General features: G+C 31.2%; 19 protein-coding genes. 12 read left to right on the top strand and 7 right to left on the bottom strand.

Going from position 1 to position 23,413, the window contains the following annotated elements:
* A partial coding sequence (locus tag ACNC7R_RS21865) for an RpiB/LacA/LacB family sugar-phosphate isomerase (protein WP_417943114.1) occupies positions 1 to 223 on the top strand: 223 nt, incomplete at its 5' end.
* A 134-nt stretch (positions 224 to 357) separates the two neighbouring features.
* On the opposite strand, the gene ACNC7R_RS21860 is transcribed toward ACNC7R_RS21865, so the two are convergent.
* Positions 358 to 657, bottom strand: coding sequence for a DUF1294 domain-containing protein (locus ACNC7R_RS21860; RefSeq protein ID WP_417943112.1), 300 nt, complete (start codon positions 655 to 657; stop codon positions 358 to 360).
* Positions 658 to 822: 165 nt separating this feature from the next.
* Here ACNC7R_RS21860 and ACNC7R_RS21855 point away from each other — a divergent pair, with 165 nt between their 5' ends.
* The 3 genes from ACNC7R_RS21855 to ACNC7R_RS21845 are packed head-to-tail and all read left to right on the top strand — an operon-like array spanning position 823 to position 6,764.
* On the top strand, positions 823 to 2,685 hold the full coding sequence (locus ACNC7R_RS21855; protein WP_417943111.1) for a DUF3857 domain-containing protein: 1,863 nt from the start codon (positions 823 to 825) through the stop codon (positions 2,683 to 2,685).
* Positions 2,685 to 4,589: a hypothetical protein gene (locus ACNC7R_RS21850; RefSeq protein ID WP_417943110.1), complete on the top strand. Its 1,905-nt coding sequence runs from the start codon at positions 2,685 to 2,687 to the stop codon at positions 4,587 to 4,589. The genes ACNC7R_RS21855 and ACNC7R_RS21850 overlap by 1 nt, the downstream gene beginning before the upstream one ends.
* A 51-nt stretch (positions 4,590 to 4,640) precedes the next feature.
* Complete coding sequence (locus tag ACNC7R_RS21845; RefSeq protein WP_417943109.1) at positions 4,641 to 6,764, top strand: Tex family protein; 2,124 nt, start codon at positions 4,641 to 4,643, stop codon at positions 6,762 to 6,764.
* Positions 6,765 to 6,843: 79 nt separating this feature from the next.
* Here the strand turns inward: ACNC7R_RS21845 and ACNC7R_RS21840 are convergent, their stop codons facing one another.
* The 4 genes from ACNC7R_RS21840 to ACNC7R_RS21825 all read right to left on the bottom strand — a co-directional run bounded on the left by ACNC7R_RS21840 (position 6,844) and on the right by ACNC7R_RS21825 (position 12,448).
* Entirely contained in the window at positions 6,844 to 7,563 is a 720-nt protein-coding gene (locus ACNC7R_RS21840) for a hypothetical protein (protein WP_417943108.1), read from the bottom strand.
* Positions 7,563 to 10,565 (bottom strand): HsdM family class I SAM-dependent methyltransferase, encoded by a 3,003-nt coding sequence (locus ACNC7R_RS21835; RefSeq protein WP_417943107.1) that lies wholly within the window; start codon positions 10,563 to 10,565, stop codon positions 7,563 to 7,565. The genes ACNC7R_RS21840 and ACNC7R_RS21835 overlap by 1 nt, the downstream gene beginning before the upstream one ends.
* Before the next feature lie 112 nt (positions 10,566 to 10,677).
* Positions 10,678 to 12,075, bottom strand: coding sequence for a glycosyl hydrolase family 8 (locus ACNC7R_RS21830; RefSeq protein ID WP_417943106.1), 1,398 nt, complete (start codon positions 12,073 to 12,075; stop codon positions 10,678 to 10,680).
* Positions 12,076 to 12,271: 196 nt separating this feature from the next.
* Positions 12,272 to 12,448 (bottom strand): Sec-independent protein translocase subunit TatA/TatB, encoded by a 177-nt coding sequence (locus ACNC7R_RS21825; RefSeq protein ID WP_163396186.1) that lies wholly within the window; start codon positions 12,446 to 12,448, stop codon positions 12,272 to 12,274.
* Between the two features lie 207 nt (positions 12,449 to 12,655).
* Between ACNC7R_RS21825 and ACNC7R_RS21820 the strand changes: the two genes are divergently transcribed.
* The 8 genes from ACNC7R_RS21820 to ACNC7R_RS21785 all read left to right on the top strand — a co-directional run bounded on the left by ACNC7R_RS21820 (position 12,656) and on the right by ACNC7R_RS21785 (position 21,403).
* Positions 12,656 to 13,141: a peptidase gene (locus tag ACNC7R_RS21820; RefSeq protein WP_417943105.1), complete on the top strand. Its 486-nt coding sequence runs from the start codon at positions 12,656 to 12,658 to the stop codon at positions 13,139 to 13,141.
* An 11-nt stretch (positions 13,142 to 13,152) separates the two neighbouring features.
* The gene (locus ACNC7R_RS21815; protein ID WP_417943104.1) at positions 13,153 to 14,637 is read left to right on the top strand and encodes a GH3 auxin-responsive promoter family protein; all 1,485 of its coding nucleotides are present in this window, start codon (positions 13,153 to 13,155) and stop codon (positions 14,635 to 14,637) included.
* A 92-nt stretch (positions 14,638 to 14,729) separates the two neighbouring features.
* The gene (locus ACNC7R_RS21810; protein ID WP_417943103.1) at positions 14,730 to 15,932 is read left to right on the top strand and encodes an AAA family ATPase; all 1,203 of its coding nucleotides are present in this window, start codon (positions 14,730 to 14,732) and stop codon (positions 15,930 to 15,932) included.
* Positions 15,933 to 15,935: 3 nt separating this feature from the next.
* On the top strand, positions 15,936 to 16,517 hold the full coding sequence (locus tag ACNC7R_RS21805; RefSeq protein WP_417943102.1) for a DUF4276 family protein: 582 nt from the start codon (positions 15,936 to 15,938) through the stop codon (positions 16,515 to 16,517).
* Between the two features lie 5 nt (positions 16,518 to 16,522).
* On the top strand, positions 16,523 to 18,247 hold the full coding sequence (locus ACNC7R_RS21800) for a DUF6909 family protein (protein WP_417943101.1): 1,725 nt from the start codon (positions 16,523 to 16,525) through the stop codon (positions 18,245 to 18,247).
* Between the two features lie 52 nt (positions 18,248 to 18,299).
* A complete protein-coding gene (locus tag ACNC7R_RS21795; RefSeq protein ID WP_417943100.1) occupies positions 18,300 to 19,283 on the top strand; it encodes a UDP-glucuronic acid decarboxylase family protein in 984 nt (327 codons plus the stop codon).
* On the top strand, positions 19,284 to 20,636 hold the full coding sequence (locus tag ACNC7R_RS21790) for an exopolysaccharide biosynthesis polyprenyl glycosylphosphotransferase (RefSeq protein ID WP_417943099.1): 1,353 nt from the start codon (positions 19,284 to 19,286) through the stop codon (positions 20,634 to 20,636).
* Positions 20,636 to 21,403 carry a glycosyltransferase family 2 protein gene (locus tag ACNC7R_RS21785; protein WP_417943098.1) on the top strand — a complete coding sequence of 256 codons (768 nt, stop codon included), beginning with the start codon at positions 20,636 to 20,638 and terminating at the stop codon, positions 21,401 to 21,403. Before ACNC7R_RS21790 ends, ACNC7R_RS21785 begins: the two co-directional genes overlap by 1 nt.
* A 30-nt stretch (positions 21,404 to 21,433) precedes the next feature.
* Here the strand turns inward: ACNC7R_RS21785 and ACNC7R_RS21780 are convergent, their stop codons facing one another.
* Positions 21,434 to 21,964, bottom strand: a complete 531-nt coding sequence (locus ACNC7R_RS21780; protein ID WP_417943097.1) for an ORF6N domain-containing protein — start codon at positions 21,962 to 21,964, stop codon at positions 21,434 to 21,436.
* A gap of 41 nt (positions 21,965 to 22,005) precedes the next feature.
* Positions 22,006 to 23,316 carry a phenylacetate--CoA ligase family protein gene (locus ACNC7R_RS21775; protein WP_417943096.1) on the bottom strand — a complete coding sequence of 437 codons (1,311 nt, stop codon included), beginning with the start codon at positions 23,314 to 23,316 and terminating at the stop codon, positions 22,006 to 22,008.
* Positions 23,317 to 23,413 lie beyond the last annotated feature (97 nt).

Here is a 23,413-nt window from a genome sequence, read left to right as displayed (position 1 = left end):
AATTGCAATGACTGTTAATAAACACCCGAAAGTAAGAGCCGGTTTATGCTGGACAAAAGAAATTGCAGTTTTGGTACGCTTACATAATGATGCTAACATTATCAGTATTCCGGCACGCTTTACTTCAATTGAACAAGCGGTTGAAATGGTTGAAACTTTTCTGAATACTGAATTTGAAGGAGGAAGACACCAAAACAGAGTTAATAAGATTGCTTGTTCTTAAAAACCTCCAAAATTGGGTGCTGCGCACCTTATAAAATGGTAAACCGAGTCGATTAAAAATCTGCTCGGTTTTTTTTATAATAAATTTAATTTCAATTTATTATACATTTTCAATACAACCTTAATTTCATCAAGTTATCTGGATAAAAAAGGTATCGAAGCAACATTGTTATCATAAACAACTATAAGGACAGCGATTACTAGCTGGATAAATACGATAGCTGAAAATTTTAGGATAAAAAATGGTTTACTCGTTTTGTGTCTGAACCATAACATAGCAACCAGCAAACCGACGGAACCTCCAAAAAGAGCCATTGAAAAAAGTGTGTTTTCTGGAGTTCTGCGTTTATTTTTGGTAGCTGAGTATTTGTCATACCCCGCTATGATAAGGGTAGCAAAATTTATAATTAAAAAATACAGTAATAAAAATTTCATTTTGCCAAAATTAAAAACAAAGATATTATTTTAGCTGATCGAAAAAATCAAAAAAGTATTAACAAAATATCTCCCGAACACGATTATTAGTTTAGATATTCTAATAAGAAGCGATAATATTATAAAAGTAAAAATGTTTTTATTTTTTACCCCAAATCAAATTCAATGAAAAAATATATTGTACTGTTTTTATTTTATTTTCAATTGCACTCACAGGAAAAATCAAAAATAGTTTACAGCAGTGAAACTGTTGTAATAAATTCTGGAAAGTCCCTCGAAATTGAAACTTTTGTAAATGAAAGCAGAGCAATTTCAAAAAGTAAAAATACTCATGAATATGCTATTAGAATTCCTTTTGACAGTTTTAGTGAAATTTCAAATATAAAGGGATCCACTTATATTACAAAAACCAATAAAAGAACGGATTTAAGTTCTTATTCTATTGCTACAATCGATGCCGAAAATGAAAACATTTACAAGAGTGACCATAAATATAAATATTTTGTGATGCCTAAGGTGGAAGACGATTCCCGAATTGAATTCTCTTATAAAACAAAGCTCAAACAACCTCGTTTTTTATCAAGTTTTCGATTTCAAAATCCTTTAAAAACTGAAACTGCAAAACTTCAGATTCGATGCCATTCTTCTATTGAAATTGGCTATAAACTCTTTGGAAAATATCAGGATAAAATAACTTTTAGTAAAACTAAGGAAGGAAATTTTGATATTTATACCTGGGAGGGCAATGATATTCCTGAATTTGAAGGAGAAGCAGATATGCCAGGTTTCTTGTATTTTATGCCACACATTATTTTTTATATCAAAAGTTATGAAACAGATGGCAAAAAAGAAACGTTATTAGGAACGCCGGAAAAATTATATCAATGGTATTATTCCATCACAAAAGATATCAATAAAACGGATCAGACGGCTTTGAAGTACAAAACTCTGGAGTTGATAAAAGATAAAAAAACTGATTTTGAAAAAGCAAAAGCTATTTATCAATGGGTACAGCAAAATGTGCATTATGTTGCATTTGAGGACGGAATGGGAGGTTTTATTCCCAGAGAGGCATCAGATGTTTTTCAAAAATTATATGGGGATTGTAAGGATATGGCAAATCTTTTAAATGAAATGTTCAGATATGCTCAATTGAATTCTAATTTAACCTGGATTGGAACACGCCAGAAGCCATATACGTATGAGGATGTTCCCACACCGCAGGTAGACAATCATATGATTACCAATGTAGTTATAGACGGTAAAAGTTATTTTATGGATGCTACTGATAAATTTTGTCCGTTTTTGTTTCCTTCCGCTTTTATTCAGGGAAAGGAGGCTCTCATAGGAAAATCAGAAAATGAATTTAAAATAGAAAAGGTTACAGAAGTTGCATCCAACAGTAACAAAACCACAATTCAAATGAAATTGAATCTGGAAAATTATAACATTGTGGGAGACGCAAGTGCAACTGTATCAGGTTTTAAAAAGAGTTATTTATTGAATCATCTTTCTGTTTATAGTCAAAAAGAAAATGAAATATGGAAAGATATCATCACTTCAAATAATCAGAAGATACTTTTGGATATTCAGGAATTACAAAAAAATGATTATCAGGAATTGCCTTCAAAAGCAAATTTTAAATTAAAATTAGAAAATGGTATCAAAGATGTCAACGGCAAATTATTATTAAAACCGCTATTGCTTTTTCCTTTAAAAGAAAGCCTGATTGATGTAGAAAAAAGAAAACTTTCTATAGAAAATGATTTTGCTTATGTTTATGAAATCCAGTATGAGTATCAGTTACCATTGGATTATAAAGTAGAATTTATGCCTGAAAATGCAAAAACTGAAAACGATTTGGGAAGCTTTGATATTGAATACAAAGTTCTCAAAAACACCATTAAAGTGTCTCAAAAGATAGAATCCAAAAAATTACTACTGGATAACAAAGATTTTATCCTTTGGAATTCTTTTATAAAAACATTAAATAAACAATACAATCAATCCATAATTCTTTCAAAATAATGAAAAAAATAGCTCTAATTTTGATCTTGTTATTCTTCTTTCAAAGTTATGCTCAGGAAATAAAAAGTTATAGCTGGGATGAAAAACCAAGCTTTAATGAAATTCCGGCTGAATATAAAGACCAGCCAGCAGTAGTTTTGTTTGACAAACGCTGGATACATACAAGAGTTGGAGCTTATGCTTATGCAACTTTTGGAATGAATCACTTTGCTATTAAAATTAATAAAGCCGAGGAAATAAACAATTACAATAAGATTAAAGCCCAAGACAACGGATATATTCGTAATGTTCGAGATTTTCATGCCCGTATCATAAAACCTAGCGGAGAAATAAAAATAATACCTCAGGATAAAATTATTGAAACAGAGATAGACAAAGTAAAATCAATTGTTTTTGAAGGTGTAGAAGCAGGCGATATTTTGGAATATTATTTTATTATAAAAGAAAATCCATCTGCTTATGGGGTTGAAATTTTCCAGAAAGATATTCCGGTTTTGCTCGCAGAATTTATACACACTCAGGAAGGTGTAAAATTTGAGATTTTTGCTTCGTCAGAGTTTAAAGAAAGTGAGGTAAACAACAGATCAACATCAACAGCTATTAATATTCCTGCCTATAAAGAAGAATCGAATGCACAAAACTTAAAGAATTTAGTGAAGTTAATTTACATGGTTTCAACTCCAGGAATGGACATTTATAATTGGAATTATTTTTTACCAAAATATCTTGCTAAACCGTCTTTTCAATATTTTAAGAAAGCCCAGGCCAGAGAATTTATTGAAAAATTAAATATTGGTAGTGAATCAACCGAAGAAAAATTAATTAAAATTGATGAATACATAAAAACGAATTTTGATTTTATAAGTAGAGGAGAAACAGCTCAAAAAATCACGAATTTAAATAACGGCAAGCAAAAATTAACAGCAAGTGATATTTTTGACTTATATGGATTTACGCTCAAAGAATTAAAAATTCCCTACAAAGTGGTCGTTGGAATGTCGCGTTTTGATGGAGAGGTTCACACCGAAAAATTTGTTGTACCGCTATCTCATGAATTCATGTATTACATTCCTGAAACTAAAAAATTTCTATCTCCTTATGAGAAATATTTGTGCTACGGTTATCCGGCTTACGAACTTCAGGGTTCAGTAGGCAGAACATATTATCCTGCACTTAAAGAAAATTATCAATTAATTTTTCCAATTGCTCCTGCTGAATTTACTGTGAACGAATCACAAAGTACTGTCTCATTTTCAGAAGACCTGACAACGGCAACTATAGAAAAAACATTTTCTTATACTGGGTATGATGGACAGTTAAATAGAAATTGGGTGAAATACATCAAAGAAAATGAAGACGAAAAAAAAGTAGAGGAATTTATCCGGAAAAGAATATTTGGCGAGGATTTCGATATAAAAATAAAAAATTATAGTTTTGAAAACCAAGAGTTCAAATACAATTATACCAATACTCCTTACCATATAATAGTAAAAGCTGAAGCCAGTGAATCTTTAACTGAAAATGCTGGAAATCTGGTTTTGGTAAACCTAGGTAAAATGATTGGTAAACAAGCAAATTTATATCAGGAAACAGATAGAAAATGGGATGTGGATCTAAGATATGCTAAAACTTTCAAACACAAAATAATTTTTAATATTCCTAATGGTTATGAGGTAGAAAGTTTTAAGGATTTGGAAATCGATAAGAAAACAAGTGGAGATGAAACCAAAAATTGTTCCTTCAAATCATCCGTTAAAGTAGAAGGAAATCAATTAATTGTTGAGGTTTTTGAGATTTACAATTCTATTAATTACCCAAAAGAAATCTATCAGGAATACAGAAATATAATCAACGCTTCTTCGGATTTTACAAAAGCATCAGTAGTATTGAGACCAAAGAAATAAAGAGATTTTTAAGGTCTTTAAAATTAAACATTCATTATTAGATAATATAAAATGACTAATATACAATTCATCGCTAAGTCCGTTAACACGGCTCCAATAAACATTCAAAACACAGTAAAATTACTAGAGGAAGATTGTACAATTCCGTTTATCTCACGTTACCGAAAAGATGCAACGGGAAATCTTGATGAAACTGTTATTGAACAGATTGCTAAACTGCAGAAAGAATACGATACCCTGATCAAACGTAAAGAGGCTATTTTAAAATCGATAGAAGAGCAAAAAGCACTTTCGCCAGAATTGAAGAAAAAAATTGAAGAAAGCTTTGATTTACAAGAAATAGAAGATTTTTACCTACCATACAAAAAGAAGAAAAAAACAAAAGCAGACGTTGCTCGTGAATTCGGATTGGAGCCATTGGCCAAATTAATGATGTCTGAAAGCGATTCTGATTTCGATTTTATTTCGACTCAATATTTAAATGAAAATGTGATTAATGAAGAAGCAGCTATTCAAGGTGCGAGAGATATCGTTGCAGAATGGATTAACGAAAATATTTATGTTCGTAAACAGCTTCGAAGATTATTTCAGCGAAAAGCCACAATTGCTACGAAGGTTGTAAAAAAGAAAGCAGAGGAAGAGGGCGCACAAAAATTCAGTCAGTATTTTGATTGGGAAGAGCCTTTAACAAAAGCTCCGGCACACCGGTTATTAGCTATGCTTCGTGCGGAAAATGAAGGTTATATAAAATTAAAAATAGATGTAGATATTGACGAAGCTTATGATGTTATTGATGAGATTATCATTAAAAAGCAGAATAATTCAACAGCACATTTACAACTGGCTATAGAAGACAGCTATAAACGTTTATTAAATCCGGCGATTGGAAATGAGACTTTACAGGAAGCAAAAGCAAAAGCTGATGCCAATTCTATTCAGGTTTTTGCTAACAATTTAGGACAATTATTATTAGCACCGCCGTTGGGAGAAAAAAGAATCTTAGCGATTGATCCGGGATTTAGAAGTGGTTGTAAAGTAGTTTGTCTGGATGAAAAAGGCGATTTATTATACAACGAAACCATTTATCCCCATGCGCCTCAAAATGAGGAGACAATGGCGATCAAAAAAATCCGTTCAATGGTAAATTCGTATAACATCGATGCTATTTCTATAGGAAACGGAACTGCTTCGAGAGAAACCGAATTTTTCATCAAAAAAATTGCGTTCGATAAACCGATTCAGGTTTTTGTGGTTTCAGAAGCCGGAGCTTCTGTTTATTCGGCATCAAAAATTGCGAGAGAAGAATTTCCTAATTATGATGTTACGGTTCGTGGTTCTGTTTCTATCGGAAGACGGCTTTCAGATCCGTTGGCAGAGTTGGTAAAAATCGATCCGAAAGCGATTGGAGTAGGGCAGTATCAGCATGATGTTGACCAGACCAAGTTAAAAGAAGAATTAGATAATACCGTAATTCGCTGCGTGAACTCGGTTGGAATTAACATCAACACTGCCAGTAAACATTTGCTAAGTTATGTGAGTGGAATCGGGGAGAAGCTGGCCGAAAACATTGTACAATACCGTTCTGAAAACGGGCCGTTTGAAGACAGAAAGCAATTGAAAAAAGTGCCTCGTTTAGGAGATAAAGCCTATCAGCAGGGAGCAGCGTTTATTAGAATTACAAATGCTAAAAATCCGCTGGATAATTCGGCAGTGCATCCAGAGGCTTATCCGGTTGTTGAAAAGATGGCGAAGGATTTGAATATTTCTTTGAATGAATTAATTGCAAATAAAGAGAAAACAGCGCTTATTAAGCCCGAAAAATATGTAACACCTGAAATTGGTTTATTGACCCTGAAAGATATCATTAAAGAGCTTGAAAAGCCCGGATTAGACCCAAGAAAGTCGGCAAAGGTTTTTGAGTTTGATGCGAATGTAAAATCAATCAAAGATTTGAAAACCGGAATGATTTTACCGGGAATTGTAAACAACATTACCAATTTTGGCTGTTTTGTGGATATCGGAATCAAGGAAAGCGGACTGGTCCATATTTCGCAATTGAAAGCCGGATTTGTGAGCGATGTAAATGAAGTTGTAAAATTACATCAGCATGTTGATGTGAAGGTTACTGAGGTTGATGAGGATAGAAAGAGGATTCAGTTAACGATGGTTTTGTAAAAATTACAATATTAAAATTCCAAATTCCAAAACTGGAATAATAAAAAACTCCCAAGTTAAATATTTTAATTTGGGAGTTTTAGTTTAGAACTATCCAATAGTGATTTAATTTAATTTTTTCTAGTTTAATTCTGGAATGAACTGAATTGTACTTTGTAATAATTTCATTAGAAGTAAAATTTGAATCTATAGTTAATTGATCTTCTTCTAACCAAGAAATATTAGGATTTGAACTTTTTACAATTTGTTCATTGACCCATTCATTAACTTTTTTATACCAGTGACTTGGATTTTGTCCTTGAATATATCCAACCATTATTGCTAGATTACTTGGAATTTCTTGAGAATGAACTTCTTTTTTAAATCTTTCTATACCACCTAAATTTCCTTGAACATATTCTTTTTCTCTAATATTGCCTGGTGTTGGAAGTCTTTTAGCTTCTATTACTAATATCTTTCCTAAGCTTCCTCTAGTATTAGCTAAGATAATACCACAGTCATTTGATCTATGTCCTATTCCTCTTGATTGATTTCTAAATTGAAAAAAATAATTATCTTGTTTTTCGAATTGATAAGTATAATTTTTTTCATGTGCAGTAAAAAAATCACATAAGTTTTCAGTGATTAAATCTTCTCCTTCAATTGTTTGAGATAAGTTTTGTAGACTAGAAGAATTTTTTAAAAATTGTGGAAAATGAGAAATTCTATTTTCGATAAATAAGATTACTTCATTGACATATGTATTAGTGTCAATGTTATTAAAAAATGGTTTATTATAACTATTAGAAGGTTTTTGCATTAATATCCATTTTTTATCATATCATCGAAAATGTCATCCGCATCTCTCAATGCTATAGATTTTAACCAGTATCTAAGATTTTTTGGTTTTATCAAAAAGATAGAATTTGGTCGATAAATACGCATTACTCTTTTAGTAATTGAATTAGTTGAAAATTCATTAATTATTAAACTATTGATATCAACCTCATTTTCAAAAACACCTTCATATTCAATGTTTTCGCCATATTCGAACTCTAAAGCATAGAATGTTTTTCCATGACGGATTTTCTTTAAAACTTGTTCTTTAGATTTTTTTTTATAAATGGAATTAAATGATTGATTCAAAATGCCGGCAAAAGCTAGCAAGTCATTATGGGATGCTTCATTTTTATTTATTACCGCTTTTTCTCCTTTATACCATGAAGGATAGATATAATCTAAAACATCATCCATTATAATTTTTTCTGAGAAAGAAAGATTAATTTCATCTCCTTCTAATGGAATTGTCCAATTATTTATATCAGCTTTTTGAATTGCAGTTTTTCCTCTAAAATAAAATTGAGGACTGGTTGATATTGAAAGAAGAGAATAAATTTCTTCATTCTTTTTAAGAATATTGAAAAGTTTTTTAAGCTCATTTTCTTTAGACGAAGGTGCACTAATACCAATAATTCTTGAGTCAAAAGGAGTATTTTCAGTTCTCAAAAACATTGGTATTTTATTTTTATCAATCTCTTCTTTTATTACAATTAATGGAGCAGAAAAAAGCTTTTCATTTCGAATTCTATCGAATTGAGCATTTTCATCAATTCTAAGTAGATTTATTTCATTATAATTAATTGATTTTGCCTCAATCCCAAATTGATTATTTAGAAAAGTGGCTTTTTGTGGTTTTTCAGTTGATTTACAAATTCTTTTATAACCCTCTCCAAATCTTTCTTTTTCTATTTTAAGATGCTTTTCTAAATAATTTATTAGACTAACTTGAGAATAATTCTCTTGCGCTAATTTATTAACTAAATGAGTTAATCTATTTCCAAACAACAAATAGCATCTCCACAAATTATTTTTTAAATCCTCCAAAATTATTTTTTTAGGGATCTCATGAAAATCATAATAATCAAATTCAAAGGATAATCCTTCTTTTGTGTTTTTTAATAGTCTGGAAACTATGTATAGAGTATTATAATCATCTATTTGTTTTTTAGTATAAAAAACAGCACAAGTTTCCACCGTTGCATTTTCAAATAAACAGTCTTTTAAAAGAGTAAAATCAATAATTTGTGATACATGAAATGTGCTAAAAAAATTATTTTTAAACTCAATTGCTTTAAATTCTTTATTGTATAGAAAAGATGTAGATTTTTGAATAAAACATATTTTACCATTTTCATTTAGTAAAATAGGACTTGTTTTTAGAAACATCAATGCTACTTGTTTTCTAGGAATTTCTATGCCAAATTCAAAATCAATGCTTTTAAGTTTTTTAATATATTCTTTATATTTTTTTTCTCCAATTCCTTGAAAAGGAGGATTTCCAATTATTAAATCTAGGCTATTATGAAAAGATTTATTTTCGACGAGAAAATCAAAAAAATCTTTGTTATGAATATTAATATTTTGTAAATCTTTAAAGATCTTATCTTCATTCCAAGTCCATAATTCTTTATTAGGAACTAATTGACATAAAGCTAATTGAAGACTGAATTTAGTTAGTTTAACTGAAGTAGGATGTAAGTCAACACCAAAAATATTATCAGATAAAATTTTCTTAACGATTTTTAAGTTAGGAGTTGCTAATTCTCCTGTTTTTTTATTTCTGTTTTTTACTCTCCAGCGTTGTACTAATCGTTTGAAAGCTGTTGTAATAAATATTCCACTTCCACAACTTACATCAGCCAATCTTACATTATATATTAAATCTTCTTCTTTGTTAGATAAAGGTAAACATTCATCAATTAGCAAATTAACTAAATGACTTGGAGTATAGACAGTCCCTGAATTTTCTTTATCTTTAGGAATAAATTCTTCATAAAAATTACTGATTAGTTCAATAGGAATATGTTTGAAAGAATACATTTTCCATAGATAGAGGTTTGAATTACTTCCAAATTTTCCTTCTAAACAACTTGCAAGAGATGTTAAATCTAATTCATTTAAAAGATTTTTTCTTTCATTTTCGATAAAAAATACATTTCCATTAAAATGAAAATCGAGTTTATCTAAAAGGATACTTAATTTATTAGCCTCTAAGATTTCATTTAATGAGTTAGGAAGATCATTTTTTTTATAAAATTCTTGCGCTTCTTCTAATCCATTTTCTTCGAGATATTTAATTAAGATGCATTTAAATAATATTTCATCTGCAAAGTCATTTGCATCTTTTGGATTATTTTTGAAATTATCAAAACTTTGAAAAACTTCATGAAAGCTTTTTCTAATAAAAGACAAAGATTTGACAAGTTCTTCATAAGCAGAAGTATTATTTCTAAAATGTATTGAAGTTTCATTTGACTCCCAAAAATCACCACTATTTAATTTTTTTGCATTAAAATAATTTGATAAAATATTTAATTCATTTTCTAATGAATATGGTCTTTGAATTACACATTCATCGTTAGTTATGGTATTTTCATTTTCTACATGGACTGGTTTTCGAGTATCGAAAAGAGTTATGCTAATTTTATCAATTATAGCTATTAATGCTACTTGACTACTGCTATAAACATTCCTGTGAATTTCGGCAATTTTACTTTTATCATATTTAGAATTTTGATTATCATAAAAATAAACTTGAGCTACACAATCTCTATTATCATCATAATATTTGAAATAGACTGCATCTGCTTCTAAAACCGAAGCAAATTCAAGGGCAATAGTATGTTTTGGTCGAAGATTAGATGGGGGATTTTTAGTAAAAATAATTTCTGGAAAATCATTTTCAACGGATAAATCAGAACTAAAAAAATCTAGTTCCTTAAGTACATCGATTAAAAATTCATTTTTTTGAACTTTACCCATTTTACAAAAATAATTTTTTGAAATGAGAAAATCTAGACTTAAATGTTATAATTCTTAACAAAATAAAACTCCCAAATTAAAATCTATAATTTGGGAGTTTCTATGTTCAAGATTATTTTAAAATCACTTTTTTAGTAACACTTTTAAAATCATCATTGGATATTTTTACAAAATAAACGCCAGACGCTTGATTGGCTAAATTGATTTCGGTGTTTTCTGAAGTTGTTTTTTGTTGGTGAATAACACTTCCAGAAGGAGAAATTACTGAAATAGTCGATTGCTGAGGTGCACTAATTGTGATCCGATCAGCGCTCGGATTTGGGTAAAGCGAGACTGTAGATTTTTCAACATCAAAATCATTATTGGATAAAGTTGCACTCGGAGGCAGATAAAAATTACCTGTTAATAAAAAAGAGTATAATGTTTTTAAGGTATGATTAAAATAGCTGTTCGGCTCGTTGAGGTTTTTTAAATCGGTATAAGAAGCATCTAAATGTGCTTGATTTTCACCTGCCATTGCAGCGCAGGCAAAAGCGCCTACGAATGTAGCATTGTGCCATTGACCACTTACGGTTCCGTTTTGATTGTAACCGTCTTTAATATTCGCAGTTCCGCCAAGATTAACACGAACAAAATCGGATGATTTTTTAGCATACGTTTTGGCTTCGGCAGTTCCGTACCAAACATAATCTACAGCAATTCGCCAAGGTGTTCTGGCTGCATCGTAAGTGTACAATTTTCCTGCATTAGCATAACCTCCGGCTTGAGAAGAATATGCTCCGGAAGCTTCGCACCAATCAGAAACTAGTCCGCCAACAGCATTATTTTGCGTTAAATTATTATTAATGATGGTATAAGATTTAGCTGCAACTGAATTCCAAAAAGAAGTATCATTGGTAAAAACACCAAAAGCCCTATAATAAGCCGGAGAGAAGTAAGATGGGTTTGTAATCTGGCTTCCGCCAAAAGCATCGCCTGGTTTTAGAACAAAAGTATTGGTTTCAACTTCGTGGGTTTTAATAGCAGCAATCAAAGTATTAGCATCGTTTTTATAATTGATGGTTCCGGTACTTCCCCATTGGTAATCAGCAATAATCAGGGCAAAAGCAGCATCAAGTTCGGCGTCGGTTGCTCCATTTTGTCCTATGATTCCGGAGCAGCCGTTAATTTTCCAGTTCATAACTTTATTGCTGTTTACATTGTCTTTGTAATACAACCAGAGTCCGTCAAAAAGAGTTTTATCGGCTTTGTAAACACTTAGCAACATTCCATATGCAATTCCTTCCGAAACGGTCTCCCAGGAATTATCAAATTTTACTCTGTATCTGCCATTACTACAGGCTTCTGTAAAATTGGTTTTCCATGTATCATAATTATTGGAGGCATCCAGACTATTTTTGTTCGTTGCCATTAAGCCATTATTAAAAACAATATTGGCAGGGAAGGGTTTTGTTTGTGAATAATTTTCATAACATAGAAAAATAATCACCAATAGAAATAGGTTTTTCATATTTATATAAATTTAGGGACTATAAAAGTAAGATTTTTTATATAAATAAAAAAAGAATCATAATTCCTATTTAGTTAGTATTCTAAAAAATTGAAATTTATGTTACCAAAGCAGTTATAATTTAAACACAAAAAATCCCAACTAAAACCATAGTAGTTTCAGTTGGGATTCTAAAAAAAGAACACTTTGCAGCGTCTTATTTAACTTCTTCTTCCTGTTTTTTAACAGCAGACTGATCGTCTTTGGCAGCGTTTTTAAATTCTTTAATACCGCTTCCTAAACCTTTCATTAATTCTGGAATTTTTTTACCTCCAAAAAGTAACAACACAATACCTACTATAACAAGGATTTCTGTAAGACCTAATCTTCCCATGATTGTATATTTAATGCCGAAGCAAATTGTTCTAATATTTGAGCAAAGGTATAGAAATATACGGAGAACAATAGTTTTTGTGCTAAAATATTTGTTTTGAGCAGCGTTAAATATTTTATAAAATACTAAATTAAATAGTTTTATGCAAATTTCTTCAGCAGGATTTAAAACCATTAATTGTTATATTTGCGAGTATAAATCACTGTAATGTCAAGGAAAAAACATAATTTAAGGAAAAAATTATTCACCAAAAACCGATTGGTTATTTTGAATGAAGATACATTTGAAGAAATTTTTTCGTTTAAACTTAACCTCATGAATGTTTTTGTTGTTTTTTCTTTAGGCGGAATATTCTTAATACTGATCACTACTTATATAATTGCTTTTACACCTTTGCGTGAATTTATTCCGGGATATTCTTCTTCTGAGTTAAAAAAGAATGCTTTGCAACTGGCTATAAAATCAGATTCACTGACGAATTCTCTTAAGAAAAATGAGGCTTATATCAAATCCATTCAAAAGGTATTAAACGGTGAATTAGAATATTCCAAATTCAATAAAGATTCTATTTTGGCTGATTCTGAGGAAATTTCTAAAACCAATATGAATGCCTCAGAACAAGAAATCAAACTCCGCGAAGAGGTTGCCAGGATAGAGAAGGAGTCAGGTGGAAAACCAAACAAAAAGAAATAATACCGCACAAAATGTCAATTAAGTCAATAGCAGCAAAAATTTTTGCCAGAAAAATATACAAACAAACACTTTCCTGGTCTGATAAACCGGTTGAAACTCAACTGAAAGTTTTTAAAGATCTGATCGAAAGTGCCAAAGCAACTGAATTTGGGAAAGACCATCATTTTGATGAAATAAAAACAATTGCAGACTTTCAAAAGAATGTTCCAATTCGGGATTATGAAGATTTAAAATCGTATATAGAAAAAGTAAAATCAGGTCAGGAAAATATTCTTTGGAAAGGCAAACCCATTTATTTTGCCAAAACTTCAGGGACAACATCCGGAGCCAAATATATTCCGCTTACCAAAGAATCAATGCCATCTCATATTAATGCGGCGCGGAATGCTATTTTGCATTATATTAACGAAACCGGAAATGCGAATTTTGTAGATGGAAAAATGATCTTTTTGCAAGGAAGTCCGATTTTGACTGAAAAACACGGAATAAATTTTGGAAGACTTTCCGGAATTGTGGCGCACTTTGTTCCGAAATATCTGCAGAGAAACAGAATGCCATCCTGGGAAACGAACTGCATCGAAGACTGGGAAACCAAAGTAAATGCTATTGTTGATGAAACGATTAAAGAAGATATGTCTGTAATTTCAGGAATTCCGTCTTGGGTACAGATGTATTTTGAAAAATTGCAGGAGAAAAGCGGTGGAAAAAAAATTAGCGAAATCTTCAAAAACTTTAATCTGTTCATTTATGGAGGCGTTAATTATGAACCTTACCGTGCAAAATTTGAGCAGATGATAGGCAAGAAGGTAGACAGCATTGAGCTATTTCCGGCTTCGGAAGGTTTTTTTGCTTATCAGGATTCACAAAAAGAAAAAGGAATGCTTTTGTTGCTGAACTCAGGTATTTTTTATGAGTTTATAAAAGCTGATGAATTTTTTACCCAAAACCCAAAAAGATATACCATTGGCGAAGTTGAAACTGGTGTAAATTATGTATTAATAGTTTCTACAAATGCCGGACTTTGGGGCTATAACATTGGCGATACCGTTCAGTTTACTTCTTTAGCGCCTTATCGCGTTATTGTTTCCGGACGCATCAAACATTATATTTCGGCTTTTGGAGAACACGTAATTGCCAATGAAGTCGAAAATGCAATGAAAGAAGCAACTGCAGGAACCAATATCGTAATAAACGAATTTACCGTTGCTCCGCAAATCACGCCAGCCAGCGGATTGCCTTATCACGAATGGTTGATTGAATTTGAAAAAGAACCTGAAAATATGCAGGCTTTCGCCGAAGCAATTGACGATTCAATGCGAAAACAAAACATTTACTACGATGATCTAATTACCGGAAATGTTCTTCAGAAGGTGGTTGTAACAAAAGTTTCAAAAAACGGATTTCAGGAATATATGAAATCACAAGGAAAATTAGGGGGACAAAATAAAATTCCGAGATTATCAAATGACAGAAAGATTGCGGATAATTTGAAATGAATAATAGGTTAAAATAAAATTAGATTTGTAATTAAACTCTTAAATATAATTCTTTATGAAATTTGAATTATATTTAAATAAAAGTTATAAAAATGAAAATCGAGAAAATAAGAATAAAAAATTTCAAAGTTTATCAAGATACCGAAATCAGAGATTTACCAAATATGTGTGTATTTCTTGGTGCGAATGGAGCTGGAAAATCTACACTTTTTGAAGTTTTTGGTTTTTTAAGCGATGCATTAAAAAGTAATGTAAAAACGGCACTTAATAAAAGAGGAGGATATAAAGAAGTTTATTCAAGGAATGGAACAGGAGATATTGAAATCGAAATTAAATTTAGAAACCCTGATATTGATGGTAAAAAACAACCATTAATTACCTATGAGCTTTCAGTTTGTTTAGGAGAAAGGAATATGCCTGTAGTTTCTAAAGAAGTACTAAGCTACAGAAGAGGAAATAGAGGGAGACCATATAGGTTTTTGGAATTTACTTATGGAAAAGGAAATGCAATTGTTAACGAGAGTGAATTTGAAAGCGCAAAACAAGAATTTAAAGAACAGAGAGAGGAACAAACTTTAGATTCTCCAGATATTTTAGCAATAAAGGGATTAGGACAATTTCAAAAGTTTAATGCGATCAGCTCCTTTCGAAGATTATTAGAAAATTGGTATGTATCTAATTTTCAAATTCAAGAGGCTCAAAATATAGAAGATACAGGTTTAAGTGAGCATTTATCAACTTCAGGAAATAATTTAGCTCAGGTAACCAAATTTATTTATGAAAATTACCCAGATACTTTTCAGAAAATTTTGAATAAAATGAAAGAAAGAGTACCAGGAATTGATAAAGTTGAAGCTACAGAAACCATTGATGGACGAATAGTTTTACAATTTAGCGATGGTAGCTTTAAGGATCCTTTTATTTCAAGATTTGTATCTGATGGAACTATTAAAATGTTTGCTTATTTAGTTTTACTTAATGATCCTAAACCACATCCTTTGTTATGTATAGAAGAACCTGAAAATTATTTACATCACGAACTTTTGGTTGAATTAGCAGAAGAATTTAGAGATTATGCAAATAGAGGAGGTCAAGTATTTATATCATCACATTCACCAGATTTTGTAAATGCTTTAGAATTAGAAGAGCTTTTTTGGTTAAATAAAGAAAAAGGATACACAAATATTAAAAGAGCATCAGATGATGAAGTAATTACTAATTTGTTTAATGATGGAGATAAACTGGGGTACTTATGGAAACAAGGTTACTTTATTGGTAGTGGTCCTAAAAATTAATATATGGCTAGAATAGAAATATTAGTTGAGGAACCATCAATGAAGGAATTTTTAACCATTTTATTGCCAAATATTCTTGATGAAAAATGGTGTTTAAATGAAAATTATTTTATAAGAAGTTTTGAAGGAAAAAGCGATTTGCAGAAAAATATTCCATCGAAAGTTAAGTTTTTAAGTAATTGGAAACATGAAACATCAGGAGTTATTATTATGCAAGATCAAGATAGTTCTGATTGTAAAGTTCTTAAAAAAAAGTTATTAAATCTTTGTACTGAAAATGGGGATTGTCCAAAATTAGTCAGGATAATTTGCAAGGAACTGGAATCCTGGTATATAGGTGATTTTTTAGCTGTTAATAAAGCTTACCCGAGTTTTAAATATCAAAACTATTTAAATAAATCTAAATTTAGAATTCCTGATAATTGCAATGCTTCAGATGAATTGAAAAAAATATTACCGGAGTTTCAAAAGGTAGGAGGTGCAAAAAAGATAGCGCCTTTTATAGATATTGATAATAATAAATCTGAAAGTTTTCATCAAACAATAAGTGGTTTGAAAAGATTTTTTGATTCAATGAAAGATTAAGAAAAATGAAAGAAACCAAACATATATCCAGATCAAGAGCTCAGGAATCATCTGCAGCTATAGAAAAAATGTACATCACTATGCGCCATTTATTCAACCGTGGTTTTTACAAACCAATGGGTGTTTCCGGCGATAGTTTAAGAGAATCATTACTGGCGTTACGTCCTGAAATTTATGGAAATATAGCCGAGGAAAAAGTTGAGTTAAATGGACTTTTGTACGTTATTGAACGACTTCCAATAGGAATCGAACAATGTCGGTTCATCAATTTAACTTCAGACGAAGGTTATTCAAAATCGCATTTTCAGCCAATTGTTCCTCCAAAAAGAAGAAGAAACTGTTACCGAATTGATGAGGAACAAATGAATGTTGAGATCACGCGCGGTCGTTCAGATATTTACGATATCCTGACACATTTGACTTTTATTTTCATCGAATCTCATAAAATCAAAAACAGGGTTTTAATAGATGACGGAGGAGAAGTTTCACGTGACTGGCTTAAACTGGAACAAGCCATACTTCAAACTAAAAAATTGTCTCAGACAGAAAAAGAAAAAGCAATTTCGCATGCCGCTAATATTTTAGCCAGGACATTCGAAGAAGTTTTGGATATTTATGATGCTTTTGGTTCAGAAAATGCACCAGATCGTTTTCTGCATGTCATCTACTGGCTTGGGAAATTAGCCATAGAAGAAGTGATCGATAACAATAAAAGAACTATAACTTTCAGTCCTGTTTTAAGAGAACGTTTAGGGCATCACATCCATGGTGAAATCTGGGCCACCAACATCAAGGAAGTTTTAAAGGAGAATAATCTTTTAAAAAGACCAATTCATGTAATTAGTGCGAATATGCATAGTGTTATGAATTCAATCTTTGCAACGCCGCTGTTGAAAACGAAATTTAAAGACAAATCGGATTTCTTTATTTATGAAGAATTGAGTAAATCTACAGCCAAAGATACCAGAAGTTTAGTGGAAGAATTAGCCTTGAAAAACGGAATGATTTCTTTGCCTGACACATCCGGGACAAATATCGATGTGCAGATTTTTGATACAGCCAAAATTGACTGGTCAAAAACGGCATTTTCGTATGCAAATGTAGGAGAGGAAAAGCCGGTTATAATCGTAATGGATTATGCTTTTGGCGAGCAGGCTTATGAAACCATAGACGAACTTTTGAAACCTTATAAAAAAGAAACGTTATTGAATGTAAAATCGGTTTCAATAATGGGTAAAGCCGGAATTCTCGAAGGCGGAAAGGGAGATATCATGATTCCGTCAGCGCATATAAACGAAGGAACTGCCGATAATTATTTCTTCGAAAACGAACTGACAGGCGCTATGTTTGAAGGAAATGATATTGCAGTTTATGAAGGCGCAATGGTAACAGTTTTAGGAACCTCATTGCAAAACAGGGATTTGTTGAAATTTTTTCACGAATCGACCTGGGGCGTGATTGGTCTTGAAATGGAAGGTTCTTATTATCAGAAAGCCATACAGTCGGCATCAAAAATCAGAAAAAGTGTGCCGCATGATATAAAGGTTAGATATGCATATTACGCATCGGATAATCCGTTGGAAACTGGGAGTACATTGGCTTCAGGCGGTTTAGGTACAACAGGAGTAAAGCCAACGTATTTAATTACAATTAAAATTCTGGAACAAATTTTAAATTTAAATAATCAGCTTGGAACAAATTCAATCAGCACAGAAAAACAAAAAAGTTAAATTTATCTTATAAAAAAGAAAAAAGTAAATTTGCTTCAGGAAACAAATTAATATGAAAAGAATACTTATTACAGGTGCAGCAGGATTTTTAGGATCACATTTATGCGACAGATTTATCAAGGAAGGTTATTATGTTATTGGAATGGATAATCTGATTACGGGCGATCTTAAAAATATTGAACATTTGTTCAAATTAGAGCACTTTGAATTTTATCATCATGACATTACAAAATTTGTTCACATTTCTGGCGAATTAGATTATATTTTACATTTTGCTTCACCGGCTAGCCCAATTGATTATTTAAAAATTCCAATTCAGACTTTAAAAGTAGGATCATTAGGAACCCATAATTTATTAGGATTGGCACGTGTAAAAAGGGCAAGAATTTTAATAGCTTCTACTTCAGAGGTATATGGAGATCCTCTGGTTCATCCGCAGACAGAAGAATATTATGGAAATGTAAATACGATTGGACCAAGAGGAGTTTATGATGAAGCCAAACGCTTTCAGGAATCTATAACCATGGCGTACCATACTTTTCATCGTGTAGAAACCAGAATTGTACGTATTTTTAATACGTACGGACCAAGAATGCGACTAAATGACGGACGTGTAATTCCTGCTTTTATAGGGCAGGCAATTCGCGGAGAAGATTTGACTATTTTTGGGGACGGAATGCAGACACGTTCTTTTTGTTATGTTGACGATCAGGTAGAAGGAATTTACAGATTGTTACATTCAGATTATGTGTATCCGGTTAATATTGGAAATCCCGATGAAATCACCATCAAAGATTTTGCGGAAGAAATTATTAAGCTTACCGGAACCAGCCAAAAAGTAGTGTATCATCCATTACCTATAAACGATCCTTTGCAGCGCCAGCCGGATACTTCAAAAGCAAAAGAATTATTAGGCTGGGAAGCTAAAGTAAGCCGAGCCGAAGGAATGAAAATTACGTATGATTATTTTAAATCACTTTCAAAAGAAGAACTTTTAAAAGAAGAGCATAAAGATTTTTCAAATTATATAAAATAAATGCGGACAAAAACAGGAAAATATTCAGGCTATATCCGTCCGTTCTCTTATTTGATTGATTTGATTATTATCAATTTTTTTGCAGCTTATATTGCGCATTTTCCTGTAGATCAGTTTTTATTTTTAGCCGTACTAAATATTGGCTGGATCGGTATTGCTTCGCAATTAGGGTTTTACGAAGTATATCGTTATACTAAAGTGATAACAATTTTAAATTGTGCTTTAAAGCAAGCCAGCTTATTCGGTTTTGTAGTTTTTGCCCTGGCCTTCTTTTATGCAAAACATACCAGTTTTAAAACCTTGTTGTTTTATTTATGGTTTATTTTTATTCTTATCTTATTCATCAAGTTTTCAATCTACTACTTTCTGCAGACTTACAGAGTTGTGTTTGGAGGAAATCATAGACGGGTTGTTCTTTTAGGAAACAAAAAAAGTATTTCTCCTTTAAAACATTTCTTTACTGAGAATCCGGATTATGGATATGAACTAATTCATGTTTTTGAATTTGAAAAAGTAAAAACGAATCATATTGAACAAATGTTCGAATTTGTCCTTAATAAAAACATGGATGAAATGTATTGTTCGATTATAGGTTTGTCACAAGATCAAATAAACGAAATTATAGACTTTGCAGACAGTAATCTGAAAACATTGAAATTTATTCCAGATGACAATCAGATATTTTTTAGAAATTTCATTTTAGAATATTACGATTACATACCTGTAATTGCTCTTAGAAGTATTAAACTGGATGAGCATTTGTACAAGATGATGAAACGAACTTTTGATGTTGTTTTTTCAATAATTATCATTATCGGATTTCTTTCCTGGGTGTTGCCAGTTTTAGGAATTTTAATAAAACTTGAGTCAAAAGGACCTGTTTTAATCAGACAAAAACGAAATGGACTTAACAACAAAGAATTTGATTGTTACAAGTTCCGTTCTATGAAAATGAGTAATAATGATTATTCAAATCAGGTTTCTAAAAACGATCCAAGAGTTACAAAAATTGGTAGGTTTATTCGAAAAACCAGTATTGATGAGCTGCCTCAGTTTTTTAATGTTTTGATTGGAGAAATGTCAGTAGTCGGACCAAGACCGCACATAGTAAGCTATAATAAGGAATATATACTTAAAGTAGATAAATTTATGGTACGCCATTTTATAAAACCGGGTATTACCGGTTTAGCTCAGGTAAAAGGTTTTCGTGGCGAAATTGAAACCGATTATGATATTATAAATCGTGTAAAATATGATATTTTTTATATCGAAAACTGGTCAATCTTATTAGATTTGAAAATTATTATAATTACGATTTACCATATTATTAAAGGTGATGAAAAAGCATATTGATGAGTGAGTTTGTTTCTATCATAACACCCACATATAATGCCGAAAAATACATTCGGGAAACCTTGCTGTCAGTTGTAAATCAAAGTTATCAAAACTGGGAAATGATTCTGGCAGATGACGCTTCAACAGATAATACGGTTGCCATAATTGAGGAATTTGCCAAGCAGGACAACCGGATAAAACTCTTCAAATTACCGGAAAATCGGGGAAACGGTTTTGCGAGAAATGCCGCTTTAGAAAAAGCAACCGGAAAATATATTGCTTATTTGGATGCCGATGATGTATGGTTTTCCAAGAAATTAGAAAAGCAGATTCAGTTTTTAAAAACGAATAATTTGCATTTTACTTTTAGTTTTTATGATTCTATAGACGAAGAAGGAAATGATTTGAAAAGAAGGGTAGAATCACCCAATCCGCTGACTTATAAACAATTATTTTTCTGCAATTATGTAGGTAATTTAACAGCCATTTACGATGCAGATTATTTCGGGAAAATTATTCTGGAAACTTCTCAAAAAAGACAAGACTGGAGAATTTGGCTGACCATTTTGAAAGAGATTCAAATAGCCAAACCAGTTCCGGAACCTTTGGCTTTTTACAGAATCAGAAAAGAATCTGTTTCTTCTTCTAAATTCAAACTCATTAAACACAATTTTGATGTTTACAGAGAATTTCACGGGCATAATTTTGTGTTTTCGGTTTTGCTAATGATTCGGTTTTTGTATACACAGTTGATTGTAAAACAACAATATATAAAGAAGATTTAAATCAACCTATCGCAAACTGACTTTGAAGTATTATTTTTTATATCCAATTTTTACTCTTTCCTTGTCATTTTCTTTTTTCTCAGTTAATTCATCCAAATAAGAAAATACCAATTCTATATTTTTATCATGATTCTCTAACTTCTTTTGAATCTGAAGTATATCGACTTTAATTTCAGTTGTATCCAAAAGCATTTGTCTAACTTTCGTAAATATCCTCATAATTTGGATATTGGTTTGGATTGCTTTGTCGCTTTTTAGGACGCTTGATAGCATTAAAACGCCATGTTCTGTAAAAGCATAAGGAAGATATTTTAAGTTAGAACCTCTTCCATTCTTCAAGGTCGCAAATTGCGACCTTGAAGAATTATATTCATTTTCAGTCAGTTGAAACATAAAATCTTCGGGAAATCGATTTAAATTCCTTTTTACTTGTTCATTTAATCTTTTGGTTTCAACTTCGTAGAGCAAAGCTAAATCAAAATCAAGCATCACTTTTTGTCCGCGAATAAAATATATTTTATTAGAAATTGTTTCCTCAGAAAGTACAGAATGATCGTTCATAAGTTTTTAATTAAAAAAACAAATGTAAGATTTTATTTATATTATAAAAAAGATTTAAACTGTTTTAGTTTACCGCGATTAGTTCTTTCTAAAACTGTTTTTCTTGTGAAAGTGAAATTTAGATTTGGTTCTAAATACAAATCAATTGCTTCTTTTATTTTTTGAATTTGTTCTGAAACTAATTCTTTTTCAGAAACATACTCTACTTCAAAGGTGTCTAATTTGGTTTGTTTGATAATGAATTCTTTAACATTTCCATCATCTTCAATAATGCTTTTGGTTACATAATAAAATGTCAGGCCAGGCGATTTTTTACCACTTGGCAAAATGGCAACATCATTGGTTCTTCCAATCAGTTTTTTCAGAATTGGTTTTTGTGGGGTGCTTTTTTCGTCCAGAATTCCAATATCACCAATTTCATATCGAATAAAAGGATTTGCTTTATTGAATAAAGAGGTAATTACAATTTTACCTTCTGTTCCATGTGGAACAGGATTATTGTTTTCGTCTAAGATTTCGACAAAAAGTGTTTCAGCATTTACCTGCCATTTTCCCTGCGGATTTTCAAAAGCAATCAAATCAAGTTCAGAAGCACCATATTCGCTGATAATCGGAATACCAAATTGTTTTTCCAATAACTTTTTATCCATTTCGAAAAGCATTTCAGAAGTAACAAAACAGGCTTTCAAAGTTGGACATATTTCATTTAAAACAATATTTTTTTGTTCTAAAAATTTGGCAAACAGTACAATAGAACTCGTATAACCGTTAATATAATCGAATTTTTTTCTTCTGAATTTTTTTAGAAATTTTTCCAAAACATTATCAGATAAATCAAAAACAGGAAAGCGATAACGGTGTGTTAAAAAATCTTTGAAACGTTCTTTGTGATATCCAATAAAATCCATCGGAATGCCATAAAAACGTGCCTGATACGAATGATTAAAATCGATACCGAACCAGCCGAAACGCATCATATTGGAAGCCCAGGTTAAGGCGTGGGAATATTTATCTTTGGCAAAAACAAAAGGAGTTCCGCTGGATCCAGACGTCTTATTGAGGTAAACGGATTTTTTAGAATAGCTTTTTGAAATTCTTTCTTCCAGAGGTTTTTGTAGATTTTGTTTGTTTAAAACAGGAAGATTTTCCCAGTTTTCAGCAGTTGTATTTCCAGCTAATTCCTTGTAAAAAGAGTTGTTTTTTAGATGAAAATCAACAATTTCTTTTTTTTTATTTTGAAGAAAAACGGCAAACTCCTCATCAGAAAAATGAACAATTTTATCCAATTCGGTTTTGGCTTCCTTTATCGGAAAACCATTTAACTGAAGTGAAATGTCAAAAAGGCGAATCATTTATCGGAATAATTTTCGTCAAAAATAATGTTTACGAATTACTAACAGTGCAGAACCAACAACTTTTTAAAGATTTAATTATTTTTTACGTTCAAAA

It is taken from the genome of Flavobacterium adiutor, assembly GCF_048282555.1.
GTDB lineage: Bacteria > Bacteroidota > Bacteroidia > Flavobacteriales > Flavobacteriaceae > Flavobacterium.
The sequence above is the reverse complement of the archived record's forward strand: the minus strand, read 5'-3'. Positions and strand labels throughout refer to the sequence as shown.

Coding starts and splice junctions, on each gene's coding strand:
- ACNC7R_RS21860 (WP_417943112.1), bottom strand. CDS start 657: ATGAAATTTTTATTACTGTATTTTTTAATTATAAATTTTGCTACCCTT.
- ACNC7R_RS21855 (WP_417943111.1), top strand. CDS start 823: ATGAAAAAATATATTGTACTGTTTTTATTTTATTTTCAATTGCACTCA.
- ACNC7R_RS21850 (WP_417943110.1), top strand. CDS start 2,685: ATGAAAAAAATAGCTCTAATTTTGATCTTGTTATTCTTCTTTCAAAGT.
- ACNC7R_RS21845 (WP_417943109.1), top strand. CDS start 4,641: ATGACTAATATACAATTCATCGCTAAGTCCGTTAACACGGCTCCAATA.
- ACNC7R_RS21840 (WP_417943108.1), bottom strand. CDS start 7,563: ATGCAAAAACCTTCTAATAGTTATAATAAACCATTTTTTAATAACATT.
- ACNC7R_RS21835 (WP_417943107.1), bottom strand. CDS start 10,565: ATGGGTAAAGTTCAAAAAAATGAATTTTTAATCGATGTACTTAAGGAA.
- ACNC7R_RS21830 (WP_417943106.1), bottom strand. CDS start 12,075: ATGAAAAACCTATTTCTATTGGTGATTATTTTTCTATGTTATGAAAAT.
- ACNC7R_RS21825 (WP_163396186.1), bottom strand. CDS start 12,448: ATGGGAAGATTAGGTCTTACAGAAATCCTTGTTATAGTAGGTATTGTG.
- ACNC7R_RS21820 (WP_417943105.1), top strand. CDS start 12,656: ATGTCAAGGAAAAAACATAATTTAAGGAAAAAATTATTCACCAAAAAC.
- ACNC7R_RS21815 (WP_417943104.1), top strand. CDS start 13,153: ATGTCAATTAAGTCAATAGCAGCAAAAATTTTTGCCAGAAAAATATAC.
- ACNC7R_RS21810 (WP_417943103.1), top strand. CDS start 14,730: ATGAAAATCGAGAAAATAAGAATAAAAAATTTCAAAGTTTATCAAGAT.
- ACNC7R_RS21805 (WP_417943102.1), top strand. CDS start 15,936: ATGGCTAGAATAGAAATATTAGTTGAGGAACCATCAATGAAGGAATTT.
- ACNC7R_RS21800 (WP_417943101.1), top strand. CDS start 16,523: ATGAAAGAAACCAAACATATATCCAGATCAAGAGCTCAGGAATCATCT.
- ACNC7R_RS21795 (WP_417943100.1), top strand. CDS start 18,300: ATGAAAAGAATACTTATTACAGGTGCAGCAGGATTTTTAGGATCACAT.
- ACNC7R_RS21790 (WP_417943099.1), top strand. CDS start 19,284: ATGCGGACAAAAACAGGAAAATATTCAGGCTATATCCGTCCGTTCTCT.
- ACNC7R_RS21785 (WP_417943098.1), top strand. CDS start 20,636: ATGAGTGAGTTTGTTTCTATCATAACACCCACATATAATGCCGAAAAA.
- ACNC7R_RS21780 (WP_417943097.1), bottom strand. CDS start 21,964: ATGAACGATCATTCTGTACTTTCTGAGGAAACAATTTCTAATAAAATA.
- ACNC7R_RS21775 (WP_417943096.1), bottom strand. CDS start 23,316: ATGATTCGCCTTTTTGACATTTCACTTCAGTTAAATGGTTTTCCGATA.